Source organism: Streptomyces sp. NPDC001137, assembly GCF_040298885.1.
GTDB lineage: Bacteria > Actinomycetota > Actinomycetes > Streptomycetales > Streptomycetaceae > Streptomyces.
The window spans coordinates 43,953-60,896 of record NZ_JBEPBA010000023.1; the positions used below are offsets into that span (position 1 = coordinate 43,953).

18 protein-coding genes are annotated in these 16,944 nt (G+C 71.4%); 10 read left to right on the forward strand and 8 right to left on the reverse strand.

All coding sequences use genetic code 11. From position 1 onward, the window contains the following. Nucleotides 1-2 precede the first annotated feature (2 nt). Together ABT254_RS34865 and ABT254_RS34870 are read left to right on the forward strand one after the other, a co-directional pair. Nucleotides 3-869 carry a glycoside hydrolase family protein gene (locus ABT254_RS34865; protein ID WP_351479241.1) on the forward strand — a complete coding sequence of 289 codons (867 nt, stop codon included), beginning with the start codon at nucleotides 3-5 and terminating at the stop codon, nucleotides 867-869. Nucleotides 870-948: 79 nt separating this feature from the next. Beyond that, a complete protein-coding gene (locus ABT254_RS34870; RefSeq protein WP_351479244.1) occupies nucleotides 949-1,383 on the forward strand; it encodes a septal ring lytic transglycosylase RlpA family protein in 435 nt (144 codons plus the stop codon). A 45-nt stretch (nucleotides 1,384-1,428) separates the two neighbouring features. On the opposite strand, the gene ABT254_RS34875 is transcribed toward ABT254_RS34870, so the two are convergent. Then, on the reverse strand, nucleotides 1,429-1,602 hold the full coding sequence (locus ABT254_RS34875; RefSeq protein WP_351479247.1) for a hypothetical protein: 174 nt from the start codon (nucleotides 1,600-1,602) through the stop codon (nucleotides 1,429-1,431). On the opposite strand from ABT254_RS34875, the gene ABT254_RS34880 reads away from it, so the two are divergent. The 3 genes from ABT254_RS34880 (at nucleotide 1,601) to ABT254_RS34890 (ending at nucleotide 3,960) form a co-directional block, all read left to right on the forward strand. Next, on the forward strand, nucleotides 1,601-2,155 hold the full coding sequence (locus ABT254_RS34880) for a GNAT family N-acetyltransferase (RefSeq protein ID WP_351479250.1): 555 nt from the start codon (nucleotides 1,601-1,603) through the stop codon (nucleotides 2,153-2,155). The genes ABT254_RS34875 and ABT254_RS34880 overlap by 2 nt on opposite strands. 103 nt (nucleotides 2,156-2,258) lie before the next feature. Beyond that, entirely contained in the window at nucleotides 2,259-2,618 is a 360-nt protein-coding gene (locus ABT254_RS34885; protein WP_351479252.1) for a DUF779 domain-containing protein, read from the forward strand. A 190-nt stretch (nucleotides 2,619-2,808) separates the two neighbouring features. Beyond that, entirely contained in the window at nucleotides 2,809-3,960 is a 1,152-nt protein-coding gene (locus ABT254_RS34890) for a phosphodiester glycosidase family protein (protein WP_351479255.1), read from the forward strand. Between the two features lie 30 nt (nucleotides 3,961-3,990). On the opposite strand, the gene ABT254_RS34895 is transcribed toward ABT254_RS34890, so the two are convergent. The 6 genes from ABT254_RS34895 to ABT254_RS34920 form a co-directional block, all read right to left on the reverse strand. Continuing rightward, nucleotides 3,991-4,185 carry a hypothetical protein gene (locus ABT254_RS34895; protein ID WP_351479258.1) on the reverse strand — a complete coding sequence of 65 codons (195 nt, stop codon included), beginning with the start codon at nucleotides 4,183-4,185 and terminating at the stop codon, nucleotides 3,991-3,993. Nucleotides 4,186-4,296: 111 nt separating this feature from the next. Next, entirely contained in the window at nucleotides 4,297-5,157 is an 861-nt protein-coding gene (locus ABT254_RS34900) for a phosphatidylinositol-specific phospholipase C/glycerophosphodiester phosphodiesterase family protein (RefSeq protein ID WP_351479261.1), read from the reverse strand. A gap of 181 nt (nucleotides 5,158-5,338) precedes the next feature. Beyond that, entirely contained in the window at nucleotides 5,339-6,430 is a 1,092-nt protein-coding gene (locus tag ABT254_RS34905) for an acyl-CoA dehydrogenase family protein (RefSeq protein WP_351479264.1), read from the reverse strand. Continuing rightward, on the reverse strand, nucleotides 6,427-7,608 hold the full coding sequence (locus ABT254_RS34910) for an acyl-CoA dehydrogenase family protein (protein ID WP_351479267.1): 1,182 nt from the start codon (nucleotides 7,606-7,608) through the stop codon (nucleotides 6,427-6,429). Before ABT254_RS34910 ends, ABT254_RS34905 begins: the two co-directional genes overlap by 4 nt. Beyond that, the gene (locus tag ABT254_RS34915) at nucleotides 7,605-8,582 is read right to left on the reverse strand and encodes an NADPH:quinone oxidoreductase family protein (RefSeq protein WP_351479270.1); all 978 of its coding nucleotides are present in this window, start codon (nucleotides 8,580-8,582) and stop codon (nucleotides 7,605-7,607) included. The genes ABT254_RS34910 and ABT254_RS34915 overlap by 4 nt, the downstream gene beginning before the upstream one ends. Nucleotides 8,583-8,805: 223 nt before the next feature. Continuing rightward, on the reverse strand, nucleotides 8,806-9,303 hold the full coding sequence (locus ABT254_RS34920) for an Lrp/AsnC family transcriptional regulator (RefSeq protein WP_351479273.1): 498 nt from the start codon (nucleotides 9,301-9,303) through the stop codon (nucleotides 8,806-8,808). 99 nt (nucleotides 9,304-9,402) lie between these two features. Between ABT254_RS34920 and ABT254_RS34925 the strand changes: the two genes are divergently transcribed. Then, nucleotides 9,403-10,632: a trans-sulfuration enzyme family protein gene (locus tag ABT254_RS34925; RefSeq protein ID WP_351479276.1), complete on the forward strand. Its 1,230-nt coding sequence runs from the start codon at nucleotides 9,403-9,405 to the stop codon at nucleotides 10,630-10,632. Nucleotides 10,633-10,675: 43 nt separating this feature from the next. On the opposite strand, the gene ABT254_RS34930 is transcribed toward ABT254_RS34925, so the two are convergent. Then, nucleotides 10,676-12,391 carry an IlvD/Edd family dehydratase gene (locus tag ABT254_RS34930; protein ID WP_351479279.1) on the reverse strand — a complete coding sequence of 572 codons (1,716 nt, stop codon included), beginning with the start codon at nucleotides 12,389-12,391 and terminating at the stop codon, nucleotides 10,676-10,678. A gap of 46 nt (nucleotides 12,392-12,437) precedes the next feature. On the opposite strand from ABT254_RS34930, the gene ABT254_RS34935 reads away from it, so the two are divergent. From ABT254_RS34935 to ABT254_RS34950, 4 genes are all read left to right on the forward strand, one after another. After that, on the forward strand, nucleotides 12,438-13,262 hold the full coding sequence (locus tag ABT254_RS34935; RefSeq protein ID WP_351479282.1) for an IclR family transcriptional regulator: 825 nt from the start codon (nucleotides 12,438-12,440) through the stop codon (nucleotides 13,260-13,262). Nucleotides 13,263-13,317: 55 nt separating this feature from the next. After that, a complete protein-coding gene (locus ABT254_RS34940; protein WP_351479285.1) occupies nucleotides 13,318-14,178 on the forward strand; it encodes a fumarylacetoacetate hydrolase family protein in 861 nt (286 codons plus the stop codon). A gap of 11 nt (nucleotides 14,179-14,189) precedes the next feature. Then, on the forward strand, nucleotides 14,190-15,206 hold the full coding sequence (locus tag ABT254_RS34945; protein WP_351479288.1) for a zinc-dependent alcohol dehydrogenase: 1,017 nt from the start codon (nucleotides 14,190-14,192) through the stop codon (nucleotides 15,204-15,206). Between the two features lie 105 nt (nucleotides 15,207-15,311). Next, entirely contained in the window at nucleotides 15,312-16,940 is a 1,629-nt protein-coding gene (locus ABT254_RS34950) for a serine/threonine-protein kinase (RefSeq protein ID WP_351479291.1), read from the forward strand. Nucleotides 16,941-16,944 lie beyond the last annotated feature (4 nt).

Sequence of the window (16,944 nt, forward strand, 5' to 3'; positions counted from 1 at the left end):
TCATGCGAATGATTCGCGCCCTCGCCCTTCCGTTGGTGCTGTCGTCCGTCCTCCTGGCCGGCGGCCAGGGCGGTGCGGCCACGGCGGTGGCGACCGGAAGTCATTCCGCCACCACGGCCGCCGACTCCGCCGCCGCGGCAAAGAAGAAAGGCATCAGCGCCTGGAAGTTCCACGGCGTCACGAAGGCGCTCGCGAACTCGAACGTGGGCTGGTTCTACACCTGGTCCTCGAGCAGGGGCGGGATCAAGGCTCCGCGCGGCGTCGAGTTCGTGCCCATGATCCATGACGTGGGTTCCGTGACCAATGCGGAGCTGGGCCGGGCCAAGAGGCAGGGCAACACCCTGCTCGGCTTCAACGAGCCCGACCGTGCCGATCAGGCGCACATGACCGTGAAGCAGGCGCTCGACCTGTGGCCCCGGCTGCAGTCGACCGGTATGCGGCTCGGCGCTCCCGCGGTGGCCACCGGCGGCGATGTCGCCGGCGGCTGGCTGGACCGGTTCATGAAGGGCGCCGCCGCCCGCCACTACAAGGTCGGCTTCATCCCCTTGCACTGGTACGGCGCGGACTTCAACTCCCAGCGGGCGACGGCCCAGTTGCGCAGCTACATCGAGGCCGTGCACAAGCGCTACAAGAAGCCGGTCTGGCTCACCGAATACGCCCTGATCGACTTCTCGTCCGGCACCCCGCGCTATCCGGCCAAGGCGCAGCAGGCGGAATTCGTGAAGAAGTCGACGGCCATGCTCCAGCACCTGCCCTACGTCCGGCGCTACGCGTGGTTCACCCTCTCCACCAGCCGCGGCGACGGCTCCGGCCTTTACCACGGTGCGCAGGCCAACAGGGTGGGCGCCGCCTATCGCTCTGCGGGTTGAACAAAGCCCTCACCCCGTCCCGATGCTTTCCCTCTCCTGTCCGACGACAAGAGAAATCAAGAGAAATGAGGCCAAGAACATGAGCAAGCGGATCCTGCCCGCCTCCGTCGCGGCCGGAGCAGCCGCACTGACCCTGATGGTCGCCCTCGCTCCGGCGAGCTCGGCCGCGCCCGACTCCGCGCAGGCCCACCACAAGAAGTGCTGGGCGACGCATTACGGCCCGATACCCGCGGGCAGCACCACGTCCAACGGCGAGATCTTCGACAACAGCAAGAACACCGCGGCGACTTCGCTCAGCCGTCATCCTCAGCTGCCGTTCGGCACCAGGGTGAAGGTGACCAACGTGGCCAACGGCAAGTCCCTGGTTGTGCGGATCAACGACCGCGGCACGTTCAAGCACACGAAGCAGGAACCCAAGTGCCTGGATCTGACCGACGGAGCCTTCAGCCGGCTCGGCGGCAGCCTCAACCCCGACGCCGGTCACATCGTCGTCAGGCAGAAGGTCCTGAACTGACCTCCGCCGCACAGGGTGAGGCACCCGAGCGACTGCTCGGGTGCCTCACCCGGCGACGACGGCGAGTTCCTGACGACCACCCGGGCCCGTGCGTTCGGCGCTGCGGGGCGTCATGGCCGTCGAGCCGGACGGCGCGCTGGGATCGACGAGGCCGAGGCTTCGCGTGGAGGGGCACAACGTGCCCGCGGTCGCCGCCCGGCCGTAATACTGGACGATCATGAAGACCTACGAGCCGCGCATCCGGCGGCGGACCGACCATGACCTGGAACGCTGCGTGGAGATCCTGGCAGCGGTCCACCGGCACAGCGGCTACCCCGTCAACTGGCCGGCGAGACCGGCCGATTGGCTGACCCCGCGATCCCAGCTGGAGGCTTGGGTGGTCGAACTGGATGGCCGTGTGGTCGGTCATCTCAGTCTGTCCTGGGCCACCGAGGTGGACGCGGCGGCCGGGGCGTGGGGTGCCCGCGCGGGGGTCGGCCTCGAAGCCACCGCCGTGGTCGGCCGGTTGTTCGTGGCGCCGGACGCCCGCGGGCAGGGACTCGGTGCCGAGTTGTTGGACCGGGCCGTCGAGGAGGCGCGGGCGCGTGGTCTGCGGCCCGTGCTCGACGTCGTGGACTCCCACTCGGCGGCGACAGCCCTGTACGAGCGCCTGGGCTGGCAGTTGCTGGACGTCGTGCAGCAGCGCTGGGGGCCGGACCAGGTGGTCTCCCTGCGCTGCTATGCGGCGCCGGACGGTCCGTTCAGCCCTCCGTCGAACCCGACCGGGGGCTGACCTGCCCCGTCAGGCCGTCGCCTCGGTCGTACTGCCGGGCTTCCCCGGCGGCGCCCGGGCCGTGCAACCCTGTCGCAACCTTGCCCGTGCTGCCCTGGGCCACATGCATGAGGAGACCCCGCGCGTCGAACTCACCCCCGCTGCCGCCGACCTGCTGCGCCGGCTGCGCGCCACGCACGGCCCGTTGATGTTCCACCAGTCCGGCGGCTGCTGCGACGGCAGCGCGCCCATGTGCTACCCGGAGGGCGAGTTCCGCACCGGCGCCTCGGATGTGCTGCTCGCGGAGCTGCAGGTCGACGGGGTGCCGGAGCCGGTGACGTTCTGGATGTCGCGCAGCCAGTACGAGGTCTGGAGCCACACCCGGCTGATCGTGGACGTCGTAGCAGGCCGCGGCAGCGGTTTCTCGCTGGAAGCACCCGAGGGGGTGCGTTTTCTCACTCGTTCTCGCGTAGTCGGCACATAGCCGTCGCGCGGACCACCACGATCTGATGCACTTCCCTGAGACCGAGACAGTTGACGATCCCTCAGGGGGAACTGTGACGCGTCATCAGAAGCGTTTCGCAGCAGGCAGATCCGAGGCAACGGTTCGGACGTCGGTCAGATCGGCACTGGCGTTTCTCACGGCATTCGGCGCACTGGCCGGTGCGGCCCTGGTGGGGGCGGCACCGGCCAGTGGTGTGGAGAGCGGCACCGCACTCGCGCCGGGAGTCACCTACAAGCAGTTCGACGTCCAGGGCGCCAAGGGCGTGACCCACGCCCATCTGCTCACCGTGGACCTGCGCAACAGGCACGTACGTCTCGGCCTGCTGTATCCGGGAGCCGTGGCCGCACGCGCCGCCGTCTCCAGGATGGCCGACGCACAAGGGGCCGTCGCGGGCATCAACGGCGACTTCTTCAACATCTCCGAGTCCCAGCACCCGGGTGTCGAGGTGACGGGCTCGACCGACGGGCCGGCGATCGCGAACGGGCATGTGCTCAAGGCGTCGGTGCCGGACGGGCAGCGCTTCGGGCCGGAACTGCCGCCGGGCACCACCACCCGGGACGTGCTCGGCGTGGGCGTGGACCGCAGGGCGCGGCTGGACCGTCTGACCCTCACCGGGTCGATCCGCACTCCGGCGGGACGGCTGCCGCTGGGCGGGCTGAACCAGTACGCGCTGCCGGAGGACTCGGTCGGGGCCTTCACCTCCGACTGGGGCAGCGTCTCCCGGGTGCGGGCCACCTGCGGCACGGACACCGACCGGGCGGCGGCCTGCAGCACGGACACCTACGAGGTGACGATCCGGCGGGGCCGGGTCGTCGCCACCTCCGGCACTCCCGGCAAGGGTGCCATCGCCGCGGGGACCACGGTGCTCGTCGGCCGGGAGGCGGGTGCGCAGCGGCTTCGGAAGTTCTTCAAGGGCGAGCCGGTGAGGGTGACGCACCGGCTGGTCTCCGCCACCTCCCGGAAGGCGTACGGCTTCGCGCTCGGCGGCTACCCGGTCCTGAAGGGCGGCCAGCCACTCGCGGGCCTGGACGACGCGACCGGGGCCGTGCGCACGGCCGTCGGCATCGCGAACGGCGGGAAGCGGCTGCTGCTGTTCGCACTGGACGGTGCGCCCGCCTACCGCAAGGGCCTGACAATCGCCGAAGTGGCCGACACCATGCGGGCCTTGGGCTCGACCGACGCCTTCAGCCTGGACGGCGGCGGATCGACGACCCTGGTCACCCGCGTGCCCGGGGCGACCGCCGTCTCCGTACGCAATCACCCGTCCGGCGACGCGGAACGGCCGGTCCCGAACGGCATCGGGGTGTTCTCCACCTCATGAACGGCGTCAGCAGCCTCAGGCCCGTGAACCTCAGGGCCGGAGGCTGCTGACGATGCCCGCCGTCGCCGACACGCCGCTGTGAATGGTGGGCGCGATGTTCGTGCCGGCCAGGTAGAAGCCCAGCAGCGTGCACACCAGGGCGTGGGAGATCTTCAGTCCGCCGTTGCGGGTGAAGATCACCGCCAGGACCAGCAGCAGCACCACCACTGAGATGGAAATCGCCATTGTCAACCTCCTCCGCTGCGCCGCCACTTCCGGTTCGCGGCGTTCGGCCGCAAGTGTGGCGTAGCGGAGGGTTCGTCCGTGCGGCTGACCTGTCCGCCGAACGTGTGGTGTCTACGCCGCCCGGTGGGCGTCCAGGAACACCTCGAGCCCGGCGAGGTCGTCGGTGTTGAAGTAGTCGACACCGGCGGCGAGCAGTTCCGTCCACAGGGCGTCCCGGGCGGGACCCGCGAGGTCGGGGGTGTTCCAGAAGCGCACCTTCTGCCCGCGCGCGTGCGCCTGGCCGATGATGGCGCGCAGCTTCTGCCGCTCGGCGTCGGGGAACGTGCCCTCTCCGAGCCAGGTGAAGTTGAGCTGCCAGTTGTCGCTGATCAGCGGGATGAAGGAGGCGGGCGCCGAGGTGCCGAGGTCGGTGAGCCGGCCGTCGTAGAAGGCCCGCCGTACGGTCTGGGCCTCCATGGGGATACGGGCGGCACGGTCGCCGGAGATCACGTTGGTGACCGCACCGGGGTGCACGCGGCCGTGGGCGTAGGTCGTGAACAGGTGCTGGTAGCGCCGGAGATGCCGGTCGAGTTCGAGGTAGGTCGACGAGCCCTCGGTCTTGATGTCGATGAGCAGCTGGAGCGGCCTGCGGTGGCCCCGGTACACGGAACCGTGGTTGGCCTTCACGATCGCGGCCAGCGGGTCGAGATAGAGGGATTCGAGGGTTCGCTTCGGGTCGAGGTCGTCCGGGGTGTGGCCGATGAGAAGTTGGTCGCCGACGAGGAAGATGTCGGCCTCGACGCTGCCGAAGCGGTGGTCGAGGGCGTCGAAGAGGGGGCGCGGATGCTCGTAGTCGTTGTGGGCGTGGGCGTTCCACAACGGGGGGCGGTGCTTGTGTTCACCGGCGAACGCGCTGCCGGCGGGCGGGGCGAGCACTGCCGCGAGCGTGGCGCCGAACGCGGTGAGGGCTCTGCGGCGGGTGACGAGGGCCATGTTCTGCCTCCCTGTGGGGCGGGTCGGAACCACAGGGAGTATCGGGCGGAAACGGCTTCAATGGACCTGCACGGGCCAGGAGTTGGCCGGACTGCCGTTGTCCGTTCACTCCTTCCGCAGGGCGGCATGGAAAAGCCCGCCCCAGGTGGGGCGGGCTTCACCGGGTGAAGGTCAGGGGGCGTCAGGGTGCCTGGAGGTCGACCAGTTCGGCCACGGCGGACCGGTGGGCGCCGGCCGTGCCGTAGGCGATCGAGTCGGCCTTGGCCCGCTTGAGGTTCAGATGGATCGGGTGCTCCCAGGTCATACCGATGCCGGCGTGCAGCTGGAGCGCCTCCTCGGCGGCGTGCACCGCGACCGGCGCCGCGTATGCCTGCGCCACGGCCACCGCCACCTCGACATCCTCTCCGGTGGCGAGCGCGTCTGCCGCGTTGCGGGCGGCGGCGCGGAGGTTGACGACCTCCAGCCACAACTGGGCGAGGCGGTGCTTGAGCGCCTGGAAGCCGCCGACGGGCCGGTTGAACTGCTTGCGCTCCTTCAGATAGCGCACCGTCTCCGTCAACGCCCAGTCGGCGAGCCCGAACTGCTCGGAGGCGAGCAGCCCGGCCGCGGACCGCAGGGCACGTCGTACGGCGGGCTCGGCGTCACCGAGCCTGCGCGCCCGCGCCCCGTTCAGGGTGACGCTTGCGAGCGGCCGGGTGAGGTCGAAGGACACCTGAGGGGTGACGGTGGCCTCGGAGGCGTCCACCGCGTACAGCCCGCCGTCCTCGGCCGGTACGAGCAGCACGTCGGCCACCGCCGCGTCCGCGATGCCGGTCAGCTCCCCGTGCAGGGTGCCGTTCTCCAGTCGTACGGCGGGAAAGGCGGTGCCGGGGGCGCGGTGCAGGGCGACCGCGAGCGCGCCGATGGCCCGCCCGGAGGCCAGCTGCCCGAGCAGTTCCTCGTCCCCGCACTCCAGCAGGGCCTCGGTGGCGACGACGGCGCTGGTGAGGTAGGGCACGGCGGCGACCGCGCGCCCCAGCTCCTCCAGTACGACGGCGACTTCGCGGTGCGTGGCGCCCTGGCCGCCCTGCGCCTCGGGCACCAGCAGGCCCGCCAGGCCCATGCCGTCGGCGAGGGCCTTCCAGGCGGCGAGGTCGTGCGGGGCGTCGGACTCGGTGCGCGCGATGACGCCGGGGGCGTCGCAGTGGTCGGCGAGGAGGTCCCGTACGGCGGACCGCAGCGCCTCTTCCTCCTCGGAGTAGAGAAGATCGGGCTGTGCGCGCCGTGTTGTCATCGGGTCAGGTCCTTCCATGCGACGTCCTTGTCGGTGCGCGGCTCGGACGGGAGGCCCAGGACGCGTTCGGCGACGATGTTCAGCAGGACCTCGCTGGTCCCGCCCTCGATGCTGTTGCCCTTGGCACGGAGGTAGCGGTAGCCGGCCTCGCGGCCGGTGAAGTCCACCAGTTCGGGGCGGCGCATGGTCCAGTCGTCGTACAACAGGCCCTCTTCGCCGAGGAGTTCGACCTCCAGGCCGCTGATCTCCTGGTTGAGGCGGGCGAAGGCGAGCTTCATGCCGGCGCCCTCGGGGCCGGGCTGACCGGCGACGAGCTGCTGGCGCAGGCGTTCGGCGGTGAGCCGGGCGACCTCGGACTCCACCCACAGCTTCAGCAGCCGCTGGTGCAGGTCGTGAGTGCGCAGCTCGGGGCGTTCGCGCCAGGTTTTGGCGACCGGGGCGATCATGCCGCCCTCGCGGGGCAGCCGCATGCCGCCGATGGCGACACGCTCGTTGTTCAGGGTGGTCTGCGCGACCCGCCAGCCGTCGCCGATCTCGCCGAGGCGGCGGGAGTCGGGGATGCGGACGTCGGTGAGGAACACCTCGTTGAACTCGGCCTCACCGGTGATCTGCCGCAGCGGACGCACATCGACGCCGGGGTCGGTCATGTCGCAGATGAAGTACGTGATGCCCGCGTGCTTGGGCACGTTCGGGTCGGTGCGGGCGATGAGGATGGCCCAGCGGGCGTTGTGCGCGCCGGACGTCCACACCTTCTGCCCGTTGACGACCCATTCGTCGCCCTCCCGGACGGCCCGGGTGCCGAGGGCTGCGAGGTCGGAGCCGGCGCCGGGCTCGCTGAACAGCTGGCACCAGACCTCCTCGCCGATCCACAGGGGCCGCAGATAGCGCTGCTTCTGCTCCTCGGTGCCGTACTTGAGGATCGTCGGGGCGGCCATGCCGAGCCCGATGCCGTTGCGGCGCGAGTCGTTGTCGGGGGCGCCGGCGGCCTCCAGCTCGGCGTCCACGACGGCTTGCAGGGAGCGCGGCACGCCCAGTCCGCCGAGGCCCTCCGGGTAGTGCACCCAGGCCAGACCCGCGTCGAAGCGGGCCCCCAGGAAGTCCAGGCGGTCGGTGGTCGCCGGTGGGTGGGCCGCCAGCAACTCCTGTGTGCGGCTGCGCAGTTCGGCTGCGTCGGTCATGCGGTGGCTCCGTTCTCCAGGGACGGCAGGACGGCCACCCGGCCGGTGGTCACGCCGTCGGCGACACGCTGCACGGCGGCCGCGGCCCCGGCCAGCGGCACGCGCTCGCTGACCAGTGGCTTGATGGCGCCCCGGGCGGCCAGCTCGGTGAGCTGCTCGTGGCAGTGCGCGATCAGCTTCGGGTTCTTGGTGCCGTACAGGCCCCAGTGCAGGCCGAGGATCGAGTAGTTCTTCACCAGGGCGTGGTTGAGCCCCGGGCTGGGGATGACCCCGCTGGCGAAGCCGACGATCACGATCCGGCCCTCGAAGGCGACGACCTTGGTCGACTGGGCGTAGGCCTCGCCGCCGACGGGGTCGTAGATGACGTCGGCGCCGCGGCCGCCCGTGGCCTCCTTGACGGCGGCGATGACGTCCTCGCTCTTGCGGTCGATGACCACGTCGCAGCCCGACTCCCTGGCCGCGGCCACCTTGTCGGCGCCGCCGACGACCCCGATGACCCGCGCCCCGGCCGCCTTGCCGAGCTGCACGGCCGCGCTGCCGACCCCTCCTGCGGCAGCGTGGACGAGCAGCGTCTCGCCTGCTTCCAGGTGAGCGCGACGGTGCAGACCGAACCAGCCGGTCTGGTAGCCGATGTGCAGGGCGGCGGCCTCGGCGTCGTCAAGGGAGTCGGGCGCGGGCAGCAGGGTGGCGGCGTCCGCGAGGGCGTACTCCGCGAAACCGCCGTGGGGCAGGGCGGGGTTGGCGATGACCCGCCGCCCGTCCTCGGTCTCCCCGCAGATCTCCACGCCCGGCGTGAACGGCAGCGGCGGGCGCACCTGGTAGTGGCCCCGGCACATCAGCACGTCCGGGAAGTTGATGTTCGCGGCACGCACCTTCAGCAGCACCTGGCCGTCGCCGGGGGCGGGCCGCTCCACCTCCTCGAGCCGCATCACCTCACTCGGCTCGCCGTTCTCGTGCACTTGCCATGCCTGCATGCGGTGCCTCCAGGGACTGCTCTGTCTGACCGGGGTCCATCGCATACTAAGCGGTCGCTTGCCTGTGAGGAAATACCTCCCACGCAACAACACCGGTCGGGTGCTGTCGGTGAGCAAGGGTGCGCCGCAGCGGTCGGCCGGCGCCACATCGCCCGTCGTCATCGCCGAGGGAGGCCTCTCCACGCACGGCACCTGGCAACCACCGGACCCGCGGTAGCCCGGTTCACCGAGGCAGCACGCCGCGGCCGTCGCGGACCTCGAACACCAGCTGGGTCTCGGTCTGCCGCACCATCGGGTGAACCGTCACGTGCTCCAGGATGAGGTCTCGCAGCTCCTCCGGGCTCGCCACGGCCACATGCAGGAGAAAGTCGTCGTCGCCGCCGACGTGCCACACCGTCAGGGCTCCCGGCACGTCGACCAGCCGGTCGTAGAGGGTGCGGACGTGTTCGCGGCTGTGGCTGCCGAGGCGGACCTTGATGACGGCGTGGATCGGGTGGCCGAGTGCGCCGAGGTCGAGCCGGGCGTTGATGCTCGTGATGACACCGGACTCCCGCAGCGCGCGGACTCGGTATGCGCAGGTCGACTCCGCCACACCCACCCGGGCCGCGAGCGCGGCGTTGGTCATCCGGCCGTCCTCCACGAGCGCGACCAGGATGGCCAGGTCGGTGCCGTCGAGCCCCGCGGCGGCGGGTTGTGTTTTCTTCAGCTGCTGGCCTGCCATGAACCCTCCTCTTGGCGAATCCACATCAATATGAGTGTTCGGCCAGGGGTTCCACAATGACTCTTGCACAGTGTTGTGGATCGCCTCACCATCTGGGCCATGACCTCGTCGTATCTGCAACTCGACTCCCTGGCCGTCCACGCCGGCCGTGAGGACCTGACAGAGCTCGGCGTCCACGCCCTTCCCATCGACCTGTCGTCGACCAATCCGCTGCCGGACATCGAGGGGGGCGGGCTGTCCTACGAGGCCATGGCGGGCGGAGGGACGCCCACCGCGGACGGCGGAGCCGTCTATGCGCGGCTCTGGAACCCGACCGTGGCGCGGTTCGAGTCGGCGCTGGCCCAGATGGAGCACGCCCGGGCCGCCGTGGCGTTCTCCTCGGGCATGGCGGCGATGACCGCGGCGATCCTGGCGACCGTGAAGGAGACCGGCCGCCGCCATGTCCTGGCCGTCCGCCCTCTCTACGGCGGCACGGACCATCTGCTGGCCTCGGGCCTCCTCGGTACGGAGGTGAGCTACTGCTCGGCGCCGGACGTCGCCGCCACCATCCGTCCCGACACGGCGATGATCGTGCTGGAGACGCCCGCCAATCCGACCCTCGAACTCGTCGACATCCGTGCCGTCGTCGAGGCCGCCCAGGGCGTTCCGGTCCTCGTCGACAACACGTTCGCGACGCCCGTCCTGCAGAATCCTCTCGACCTGGGTGCGGCGATGGTCCTGCACAGCGCGACCAAGTACCTGGGCGGGCACGGCGACGTCATCGCCGGAGTCATCGCCTGCGGCGAGGAGCAGGCGGCCGCACTGCGCCGGGTCCGCGCGGTCACCGGCGGTCTGCTGCACCCGCTGGGCGCCTATCTCCTGCACCGCGGACTCGCCACGCTTCCTGTTCGGGTACGGGCCCAGCAGGCGAACGCCCAGCGCGTCGCCGCATGGCTGACGACCCACCCGAGCGTCGCCCGCGTCCACTACCCCGGGCTCGACGGAGACCCGCAGGGGCTGCTCGGCCGACAGCTGAAGGGCACGGGCGCGATGATCTCCGTCGACCTCCGCGGCGGCTACGAACAGGCGGTGCACGCCACTTCGGCGGTCAGCCTCTTCACCCACGCGGTGTCCCTGGGCGGCGTCGACTCGCTGATCCAGCACCCGGCCTCGCTGACGCACCGGCCCGTCGCCCCGGAGGCCCGCCCGGCCGCCGGCCTGCTCAGGCTCTCCATCGGGCTTGAGGACCCGGAGGACCTGATGGCCGACCTCGACCGAGCCCTCGCCGCACACCGGCCGATTCCCGTGGCGGCGGGCATGTCCCACGCATGGACCGCCGACACGGCGTGACCTGGCAGTGGGAGGGCGGGGCGGCCGAGAAGGGGCATGTCGCTCAGTGCGACTCGCGGCTCACCTCCGAGCCGCTGGAGCCGACGAGGAAGTCAAGGTCGGCGCCGGTGTCGGCTTGCAGGACGTGGTCGATGTAGAGGCGTTCCCAGCCGCGGCGGGGGTTGGCGAAACCCGTGAGGGTCTCCTTGTCGGGGGTCCGGCGGGCGAGTTCGTCGGCGGGTACCTCGACGTCGATGCGGCGGGCATCGACGTCGAGGGAGATGACGTCCCCCGTGCGCACCACTGCGAGGGGGCCGCCGGCGGCGGCTTCCGGGGCCACGTGCAGGACGACCGTGCCGTAGGCGGTGCCGCTCATGCGGCCGTCGCAGACGCGGACCATGTCGCGGACGCCCTGTTCGAGGAGCTTCTTCGGGAGCGGCATGTTCGAGACCTCGGGCATGCCGGGGTAGCCCTTGGGGCCGCAGCCGCGCAGGACCAGCACGCTGTCGGCGTCGACGTCGAGGTCCGGGTCGTCGATACGGGCGTGGAAGTCCTCGATCGAGTCGAAGACGACCGCCCGGCCGCGGTGGCGCAGCAGGTGCGGTGAGGCGGCGGCCGGTTTGACGAGGGCGCCGTCGGGGGCGAGGTTGCCGCGCAGGACGGCGATCCCGCCCTCGGCGACGAGCGGCTGGGCGCGGGGGCGGATGACGTCCTCGTCCCAGATCAGGGCGTCGTCGAGGAATTCGACCAGGGGGCTGCCGGTGACGGTCAGGGCGTCGGGGTCGAGCAGGTCGCGGACTTCGCGCAGGACGGCAAGGAGGCCGCCGGCGCGGTGGAAGTCCTCCATGAGGAAGCGGCCGGCCGGCTGGAGGTCGACGAGGACCGGTACCCGGGAGCCGATGCGGTCGAAGTCGTCGAGGGACAGGTCGATGCCGAGGCGGCCCGCGATGGCGAGGAGGTGGACGACCGCGTTGGTGGAGCCTCCGACGGCGGCGAGCGCCACGATCGCGTTGTGGAAGGAGGCCTTGGTCAGGAAGGAAGCGGGCCTACGGTCGGCGCCCACCATGTCCACCGCCAGCCGGCCCGTGCGGTGCGCCGCCTGGAGAAGCCGGCTGTCGGGGGCGGGAGTTCCGGCCGTTCCGGGCACGACCGTGCCCAGGGCCTCGGCCACCAGGGCCATCGTCGATGCCGTGCCCATGGTGTTGCAGTGACCCCGGCTGCGGATCATCGACGACTCGGAGCGGGTGAACTCCTCCTGGGAGAGCGTGCCCCCGCGGACCTCCTCGGACAGCCGCCACACATCGGTGCCGCAGCCCAGGGGCGTGCCGCGGAAGGTTCCGGTGAGCATCGGACCGCCGGGTACGACGACGGCGGGCAGGTCGACGGAGGCGGCGGCCATCAGCAGCGAGGGGATCGTCTTGTCGCAGCCGCCGAGCAGGACGACGCCGTCGACGGGGTTGGCCCGCAGCATCTCCTCGGTGGCCATCGCCGCCATGTTGCGCCACAGCATGGCCGTGGGACGGACGTTCGTCTCGCCCAGCGACACCACGGGCAGGTCCAGGGGGATCCCGCCCGCCTCGTACACGCCGTTGCGCACGGACGCGGCGACCTCGTTCAGATGGGCATTGCAGGGGGTCAGGTCCGAGGCGGTGTTGGCGATGGCGATCTGCGGGCGCCCGGTGAAGGCGTCGTCCGGTGCGCCCCGCCGCATCCAGGCCCGGTGGATATAGGCGTTGCGGTCCTGGCCCTCGTACCACTGCGCGCTGCGGAGCGTCACCATGGAGCCCTTCCAATAGTCGGTACGGCGCTCTAGAGTCCGGAACATCATGAAGCGTACGCAGACGTACGGGGGTCCGACAGACCCCGGCACGGACGGCTCGACCGGCGCCGACGGAAGCCGGCTCGTGGGGTCGGACCGCGTGCTCGCCGTCCTCAAGGAACTTGCCCGGTATCCCGAGGGCGTGGGCCTGGAGGAGCTGACCCGGGTGATCGGCAGCCCCAAGCCGACCGTGCACCGGGCGCTCGCGGCCCTGCGCCGGGCGGGTCTGGCCGGTCAGGACGCCCGCGGCCACTACGCGCTCGGGGACGAGTTCCTGCGGATGGCCTTCGCCCACCACGAGGCCCGGCCCGACCATGTCCGCGTCCGCCCGGTCCTGGAGGCGCTGGCGCAGCGGTTCGGCGAGACCGCGCACTACGCGGTCCTCGACGGCCGTGAGGTCGTCTACCGCGCCAAGGTCGATCCGCCCAGCGGCGCCGTCCGTCTCACCTCGATGGTGGGCGGCCGCAACCCCGCGCACGCCACCGGAGTCGGAAAACTGCTGCTGGCCCGCCGCCTGGGCACCTTGGCGGAGGTCGAGGCATGGATCGGCGGCTCTCCCCTGGTGCGGCGCACCCCGCGGACCTTGTGCACCGCCGACGCGCTTCACCGCGAGCTCCAGACCATCCGCGAGCGGGGCCACTCCCTCGACGACCAGGAGAACGAACCGGGCGTCAACTGCCTGGCCCTGCCCGTGTACGCGACCTCGCCGAGGACGCCGTCCGGAGCCGTCAGCGTCAGTGCGCTGACCTACCGGACACCGCTGAGCACCCTGGTCGAAGCGACTGACGAGATCCGTGCCCTGCTCGGTCCCCTCGGCGAGCCCCACCGCTGAAGCCCCGCCGGGGCCACCCACCCACCCCGTCGAACCCACCCTGGAGACTGAGCTCGTGTACCTCATGCGCATCGGCGCCGCCGGCGCCGAAAAGCCCGTCGCCCGCATCGACGACGAGACCTACGTGGACCTCTCGGACGTCGTCACGGACTTCGACGAGGCGTTCTTCGGCGCGGGCGGCCTCGACCGCGTCCGTCCCGTCGTGACGGAGCGGGCGGCGGCCGGGCAGGTGTCCCGCTTCGCCGGGGAGCGCATCGGCGCCCCCGTCGCCCGCCCGCACCAGATCCTGTGCATCGGCCTCAACTACCGCGACCACGCGGCCGAGAGCGGCATGGCCGTGCCCGACGAGCCGATCCTGTTCACCAAGTCGCCCAACACCCTGGTCGGTCCCCACGACGACGTGCGGATCCCGCGCGGCTCCACCAGGACGGACTGGGAGGTGGAGCTCGGCATCGTCATCGGCAGGCGTACCAGTTACCTGGACTCGGTCGAAGAGGCGCGCGAGGCCATCGCCGGTTATGTGGTCGTCAACGACGTCAGTGAGCGCTCCTTCCAGCTGGAGCGGGGCGGGCAGTGGGCCAAGGGCAAGTCCGCGGAGACCTTCAATCCCGCGGGCCCGTGGCTGGCCACCGCCGACGAGATCGAGGACGTCCTCGCGCTCGACATGTGGCTGGACGTCAACGGGGTGCGCCGGCAGACCGGCAACACCAAGACGATGATCTTCGACCCGTACTTCGTCGTGCACTACCTCAGCCAGTTCCTCGTCCTGGAGCCCGGCGACCTGATCAACACCGGCACCCCGCCCGGCGTCGGCATGGGCCTCACTCCGCCCGTGTATCTCCAGCCCGGCGACGTGATGGAACTCGGCATCCAGCAGCTCGGCACCCAGCGGCAGCACGTGCTCGGACCCCGGTGACCGGTCACCCCATGCGCGCGTTCGTCCTGACCGGCCCCGGCAAGTACGCCGTACAGGAGGTCGCGGCGCCGGTGGCGGGCCCCGGCGAAGTCGTCGTCGACGTCGAACGGGTCGGCGTGTGCGGCACCGACGTGGAGTTCTTCACCGGCGCGATGGCCTATCTCCACCAAGGTCACGCCGCCTACCCGATGCGCCTCGGTCATGAGTGGGCGGGGCGGGTGGCGGCGCTCGGCGCCGGTGTCGACCCCGGCTGGCTCGGGCGCCGCGTCATGGGCGACACCATGCTCGGCTGCGGTGCGTGCCGCCGTTGTCTGCGCGGCCACCAGCACGTGTGCGAGAAGCGGCAGGAGGTCGGCGTACGCGGGAACCGGCCCGGCGCCCTGGCCGAGCAACTCGCCGTCCCCGCCTCCTCGTTGCACCTCCTGCCCGACTCCGTCGACGCCGTGCTCGGGGCGCTCGTGGAGCCGGGCGGCAACGCCCTGCGCGCCGCCGAGGCCGCCGCTCCCCGTCCCGGGGACCGCGCCCTGGTCCTCGGACCGGGGACCATCGGACTGCTGACCGCGATGTTCCTCCGGACGACCGGGGCGGAGGTCCACCTGATGGGCAGCACCGACAGCTCCCTCGACTTCGCCCGGGCGCTGGGCTTCGAGCACGTCTGGGCGGAGGACTCCCTGCCGGACCTGCCCTTCGACGCGGTCGTCGACGCCTCGAACGCCGCTCATCTGCCGGACAGGGCCCTGGAGCTTGTCGAGCCGTCGGGCCGGGTCGTGTACATCGGGCTGGCCGGCGAACCCAGCAGGATCGACACCCGCACGCTCGCTCTCAAGGACGTCACCGCGGTGGGCATCCTGTCCGCCTCTCCCGGCCTCGACGCCGCCATCCGTGCCTACGCCACCGGCTCGGTCGACCCCAGGCCCCTCGTCGCCGCCACCGTGGGTCTCGACGAGGCGGGCGCCGTACTCGCCGGAGAGCGCCCGTCCGGCGCCGGGCCCGGCCCCAAGATCCATGTGGATCCCCGCTCGGACTGAGGCGTGAACCCGGACAAGAGCCCTGTCACGGACCAAGTGGGCCGATACGCTGGAGAACGGCCATGGACCGGGGGCGGGGCTGGGGGCGGGGGCATGGATCCACGGATGCAGCTGTCGGTGGGCGGGTACGTCTGCGAGCGTGAGCTGGGCCGGGGTGGGCAAGGGGTGGTGTGGCTCGCCCGGGACCGGGCGGGGCGGCAGGTGGTGGTGAAGTTCCTACTGCCGGGCAAGGAGTACGACGAGATCGCGCTGGCCCGCGTACGGAGGGAGTTTGGTGCGGCGAGCCGGGTCGGCGAGCTGGCCACGGCACGGGTCCTCGATGCCGACCTGACCGGGCGGCATCCGTACATCGTGAGCGAGTTCGTGCCGGGCCCCACGCTCCACCAGCATGTGGCCGCGGGCGGCCCGCTGTCCTCCGGGCGGCTGCAGTCCGTGGCACTGGCGGTCGCGCACGCGTTGGCGCAGGTGCACCGGGTGGGTGTCGTGCACCGGGACATCAAACCGTCCAACATCCTGCTCTCCCCGGACGGGCCGCGGATCATCGACTTCGGTATCGCCCGCGACGACCGGCTGCTCGAGTCGGCGCTCACCACACCGGGCAGTGTGCTCGGCTCGCCCGCGTACATGTCGCCCGAGCAGGTCAGATCGATGCGGGTCAGCGGCGCCACCGATGTGTTCTCCCTCGGCGGCACGCTGTACTTCGCCGCCACGGGCCGGCATCCCTTCGAGGGGGAGAGCGGCTACGAGGTGCTCGTCGCGGTGTGTGAGCGCGACCCGGATCTTTCGGCGGTGCCGGAGCCGGTCCGTTCGGTCGTCGCCGACTGTCTGCGCAAGGACCCGGCTCAGCGGCCCACCGCGGCCCAGCTCGTCACCCGGCTCGCGGGGGCGGCGGAGGGCGCGCAGCCGCAGTCGGGGACGCCACAGCCACCGCTGCCGGCGGCCGGGCGCGGGAAGGGCGGCTCCCGCCTGGGCACCAGTGCCAGGCAGCTGCGGCTGTGGGGGTTCGCGGCCGGCAGTGCCGCGGCGGCGGTGCTGCTTGCCGTCGTGCTGAGCACCACCTCCTCGGGGGGAGCCCATGGCTCGGGCTCCCCCTCCTCGTCCGGAAGGCCGAAGAACGCGGCAGGCTCCCAACCCCTCTCGTACACCGACGACTTGACCGATTCGGGTGACTGGTCGCACAAGGACCCGACCCTGGCGAAGATCACGCACCAGGGCGGGACCATGCTGGTGGACCCGAGGTCCGAGCTGGAGGTGTGGCCGCAGGCCCCCTTCGAGCCGTCGTCGTTCGCGGTACGGCTGAGCACCCAGACGGAGTGGTACGGGGGCGACGGCGGGGTCGGGCTGTGGTGCAACGGCTCGGGGGACTACTGGAAGGGTTCTCGCTGGGCGACCTATCTGACGACAGGTCAGGAGGCTTTGATCGTGCGGGAGTTCCGGTTCAAGGGGGCCTTCCAGCATGACCGGGTCGTCGAGGTCGACCTCGCGGACGTGGGTCTGAAGGTGGCGAGCCGGCAGCAGGTCGACATGGCGATGACCTGTTCCCCGGCCGGTGCGGGCCGGATCAGGGTCGAGCTCGGCGTGGACGGCACCCGGGTCGCCTCGTACACGGGGGCCGCCTTCGACGCGCGGGGCTGCGGTGTGTCCGCCTTCCACTACAACGCGACCGACCCGCGGGGCACGGCCTTCCACGCGGGGTTCGAGCGCTTCACCGCCTCCGAGCTGTCCGGGAGCTGACAGC

Coding starts and splice junctions, on each gene's coding strand:
- ABT254_RS34930 (WP_351479279.1), bottom strand. CDS start 12,391: ATGGTGACGCTCCGCAGCGCGCAGTGGTACGAGGGCCAGGACCGCAAC.
- ABT254_RS34910 (WP_351479267.1), bottom strand. CDS start 7,608: ATGACCGACGCAGCCGAACTGCGCAGCCGCACACAGGAGTTGCTGGCG.
- ABT254_RS34950 (WP_351479291.1), top strand. CDS start 15,312: ATGCAGCTGTCGGTGGGCGGGTACGTCTGCGAGCGTGAGCTGGGCCGG.
- ABT254_RS34925 (WP_351479276.1), top strand. CDS start 9,403: ATGACCTCGTCGTATCTGCAACTCGACTCCCTGGCCGTCCACGCCGGC.
- ABT254_RS34915 (WP_351479270.1), bottom strand. CDS start 8,582: ATGCAGGCATGGCAAGTGCACGAGAACGGCGAGCCGAGTGAGGTGATG.
- ABT254_RS34880 (WP_351479250.1), top strand. CDS start 1,601: ATGAAGACCTACGAGCCGCGCATCCGGCGGCGGACCGACCATGACCTG.
- ABT254_RS34905 (WP_351479264.1), bottom strand. CDS start 6,430: ATGACAACACGGCGCGCACAGCCCGATCTTCTCTACTCCGAGGAGGAA.
- ABT254_RS34875 (WP_351479247.1), bottom strand. CDS start 1,602: ATGATCGTCCAGTATTACGGCCGGGCGGCGACCGCGGGCACGTTGTGC.
- ABT254_RS34945 (WP_351479288.1), top strand. CDS start 14,190: ATGCGCGCGTTCGTCCTGACCGGCCCCGGCAAGTACGCCGTACAGGAG.
- ABT254_RS34870 (WP_351479244.1), top strand. CDS start 949: ATGAGCAAGCGGATCCTGCCCGCCTCCGTCGCGGCCGGAGCAGCCGCA.
- ABT254_RS34895 (WP_351479258.1), bottom strand. CDS start 4,185: ATGGCGATTTCCATCTCAGTGGTGGTGCTGCTGCTGGTCCTGGCGGTG.
- ABT254_RS34865 (WP_351479241.1), top strand. CDS start 3: ATGCGAATGATTCGCGCCCTCGCCCTTCCGTTGGTGCTGTCGTCCGTC.
- ABT254_RS34935 (WP_351479282.1), top strand. CDS start 12,438: ATGAAGCGTACGCAGACGTACGGGGGTCCGACAGACCCCGGCACGGAC.
- ABT254_RS34885 (WP_351479252.1), top strand. CDS start 2,259: ATGCATGAGGAGACCCCGCGCGTCGAACTCACCCCCGCTGCCGCCGAC.
- ABT254_RS34900 (WP_351479261.1), bottom strand. CDS start 5,157: ATGGCCCTCGTCACCCGCCGCAGAGCCCTCACCGCGTTCGGCGCCACG.
- ABT254_RS34920 (WP_351479273.1), bottom strand. CDS start 9,303: ATGGCAGGCCAGCAGCTGAAGAAAACACAACCCGCCGCCGCGGGGCTC.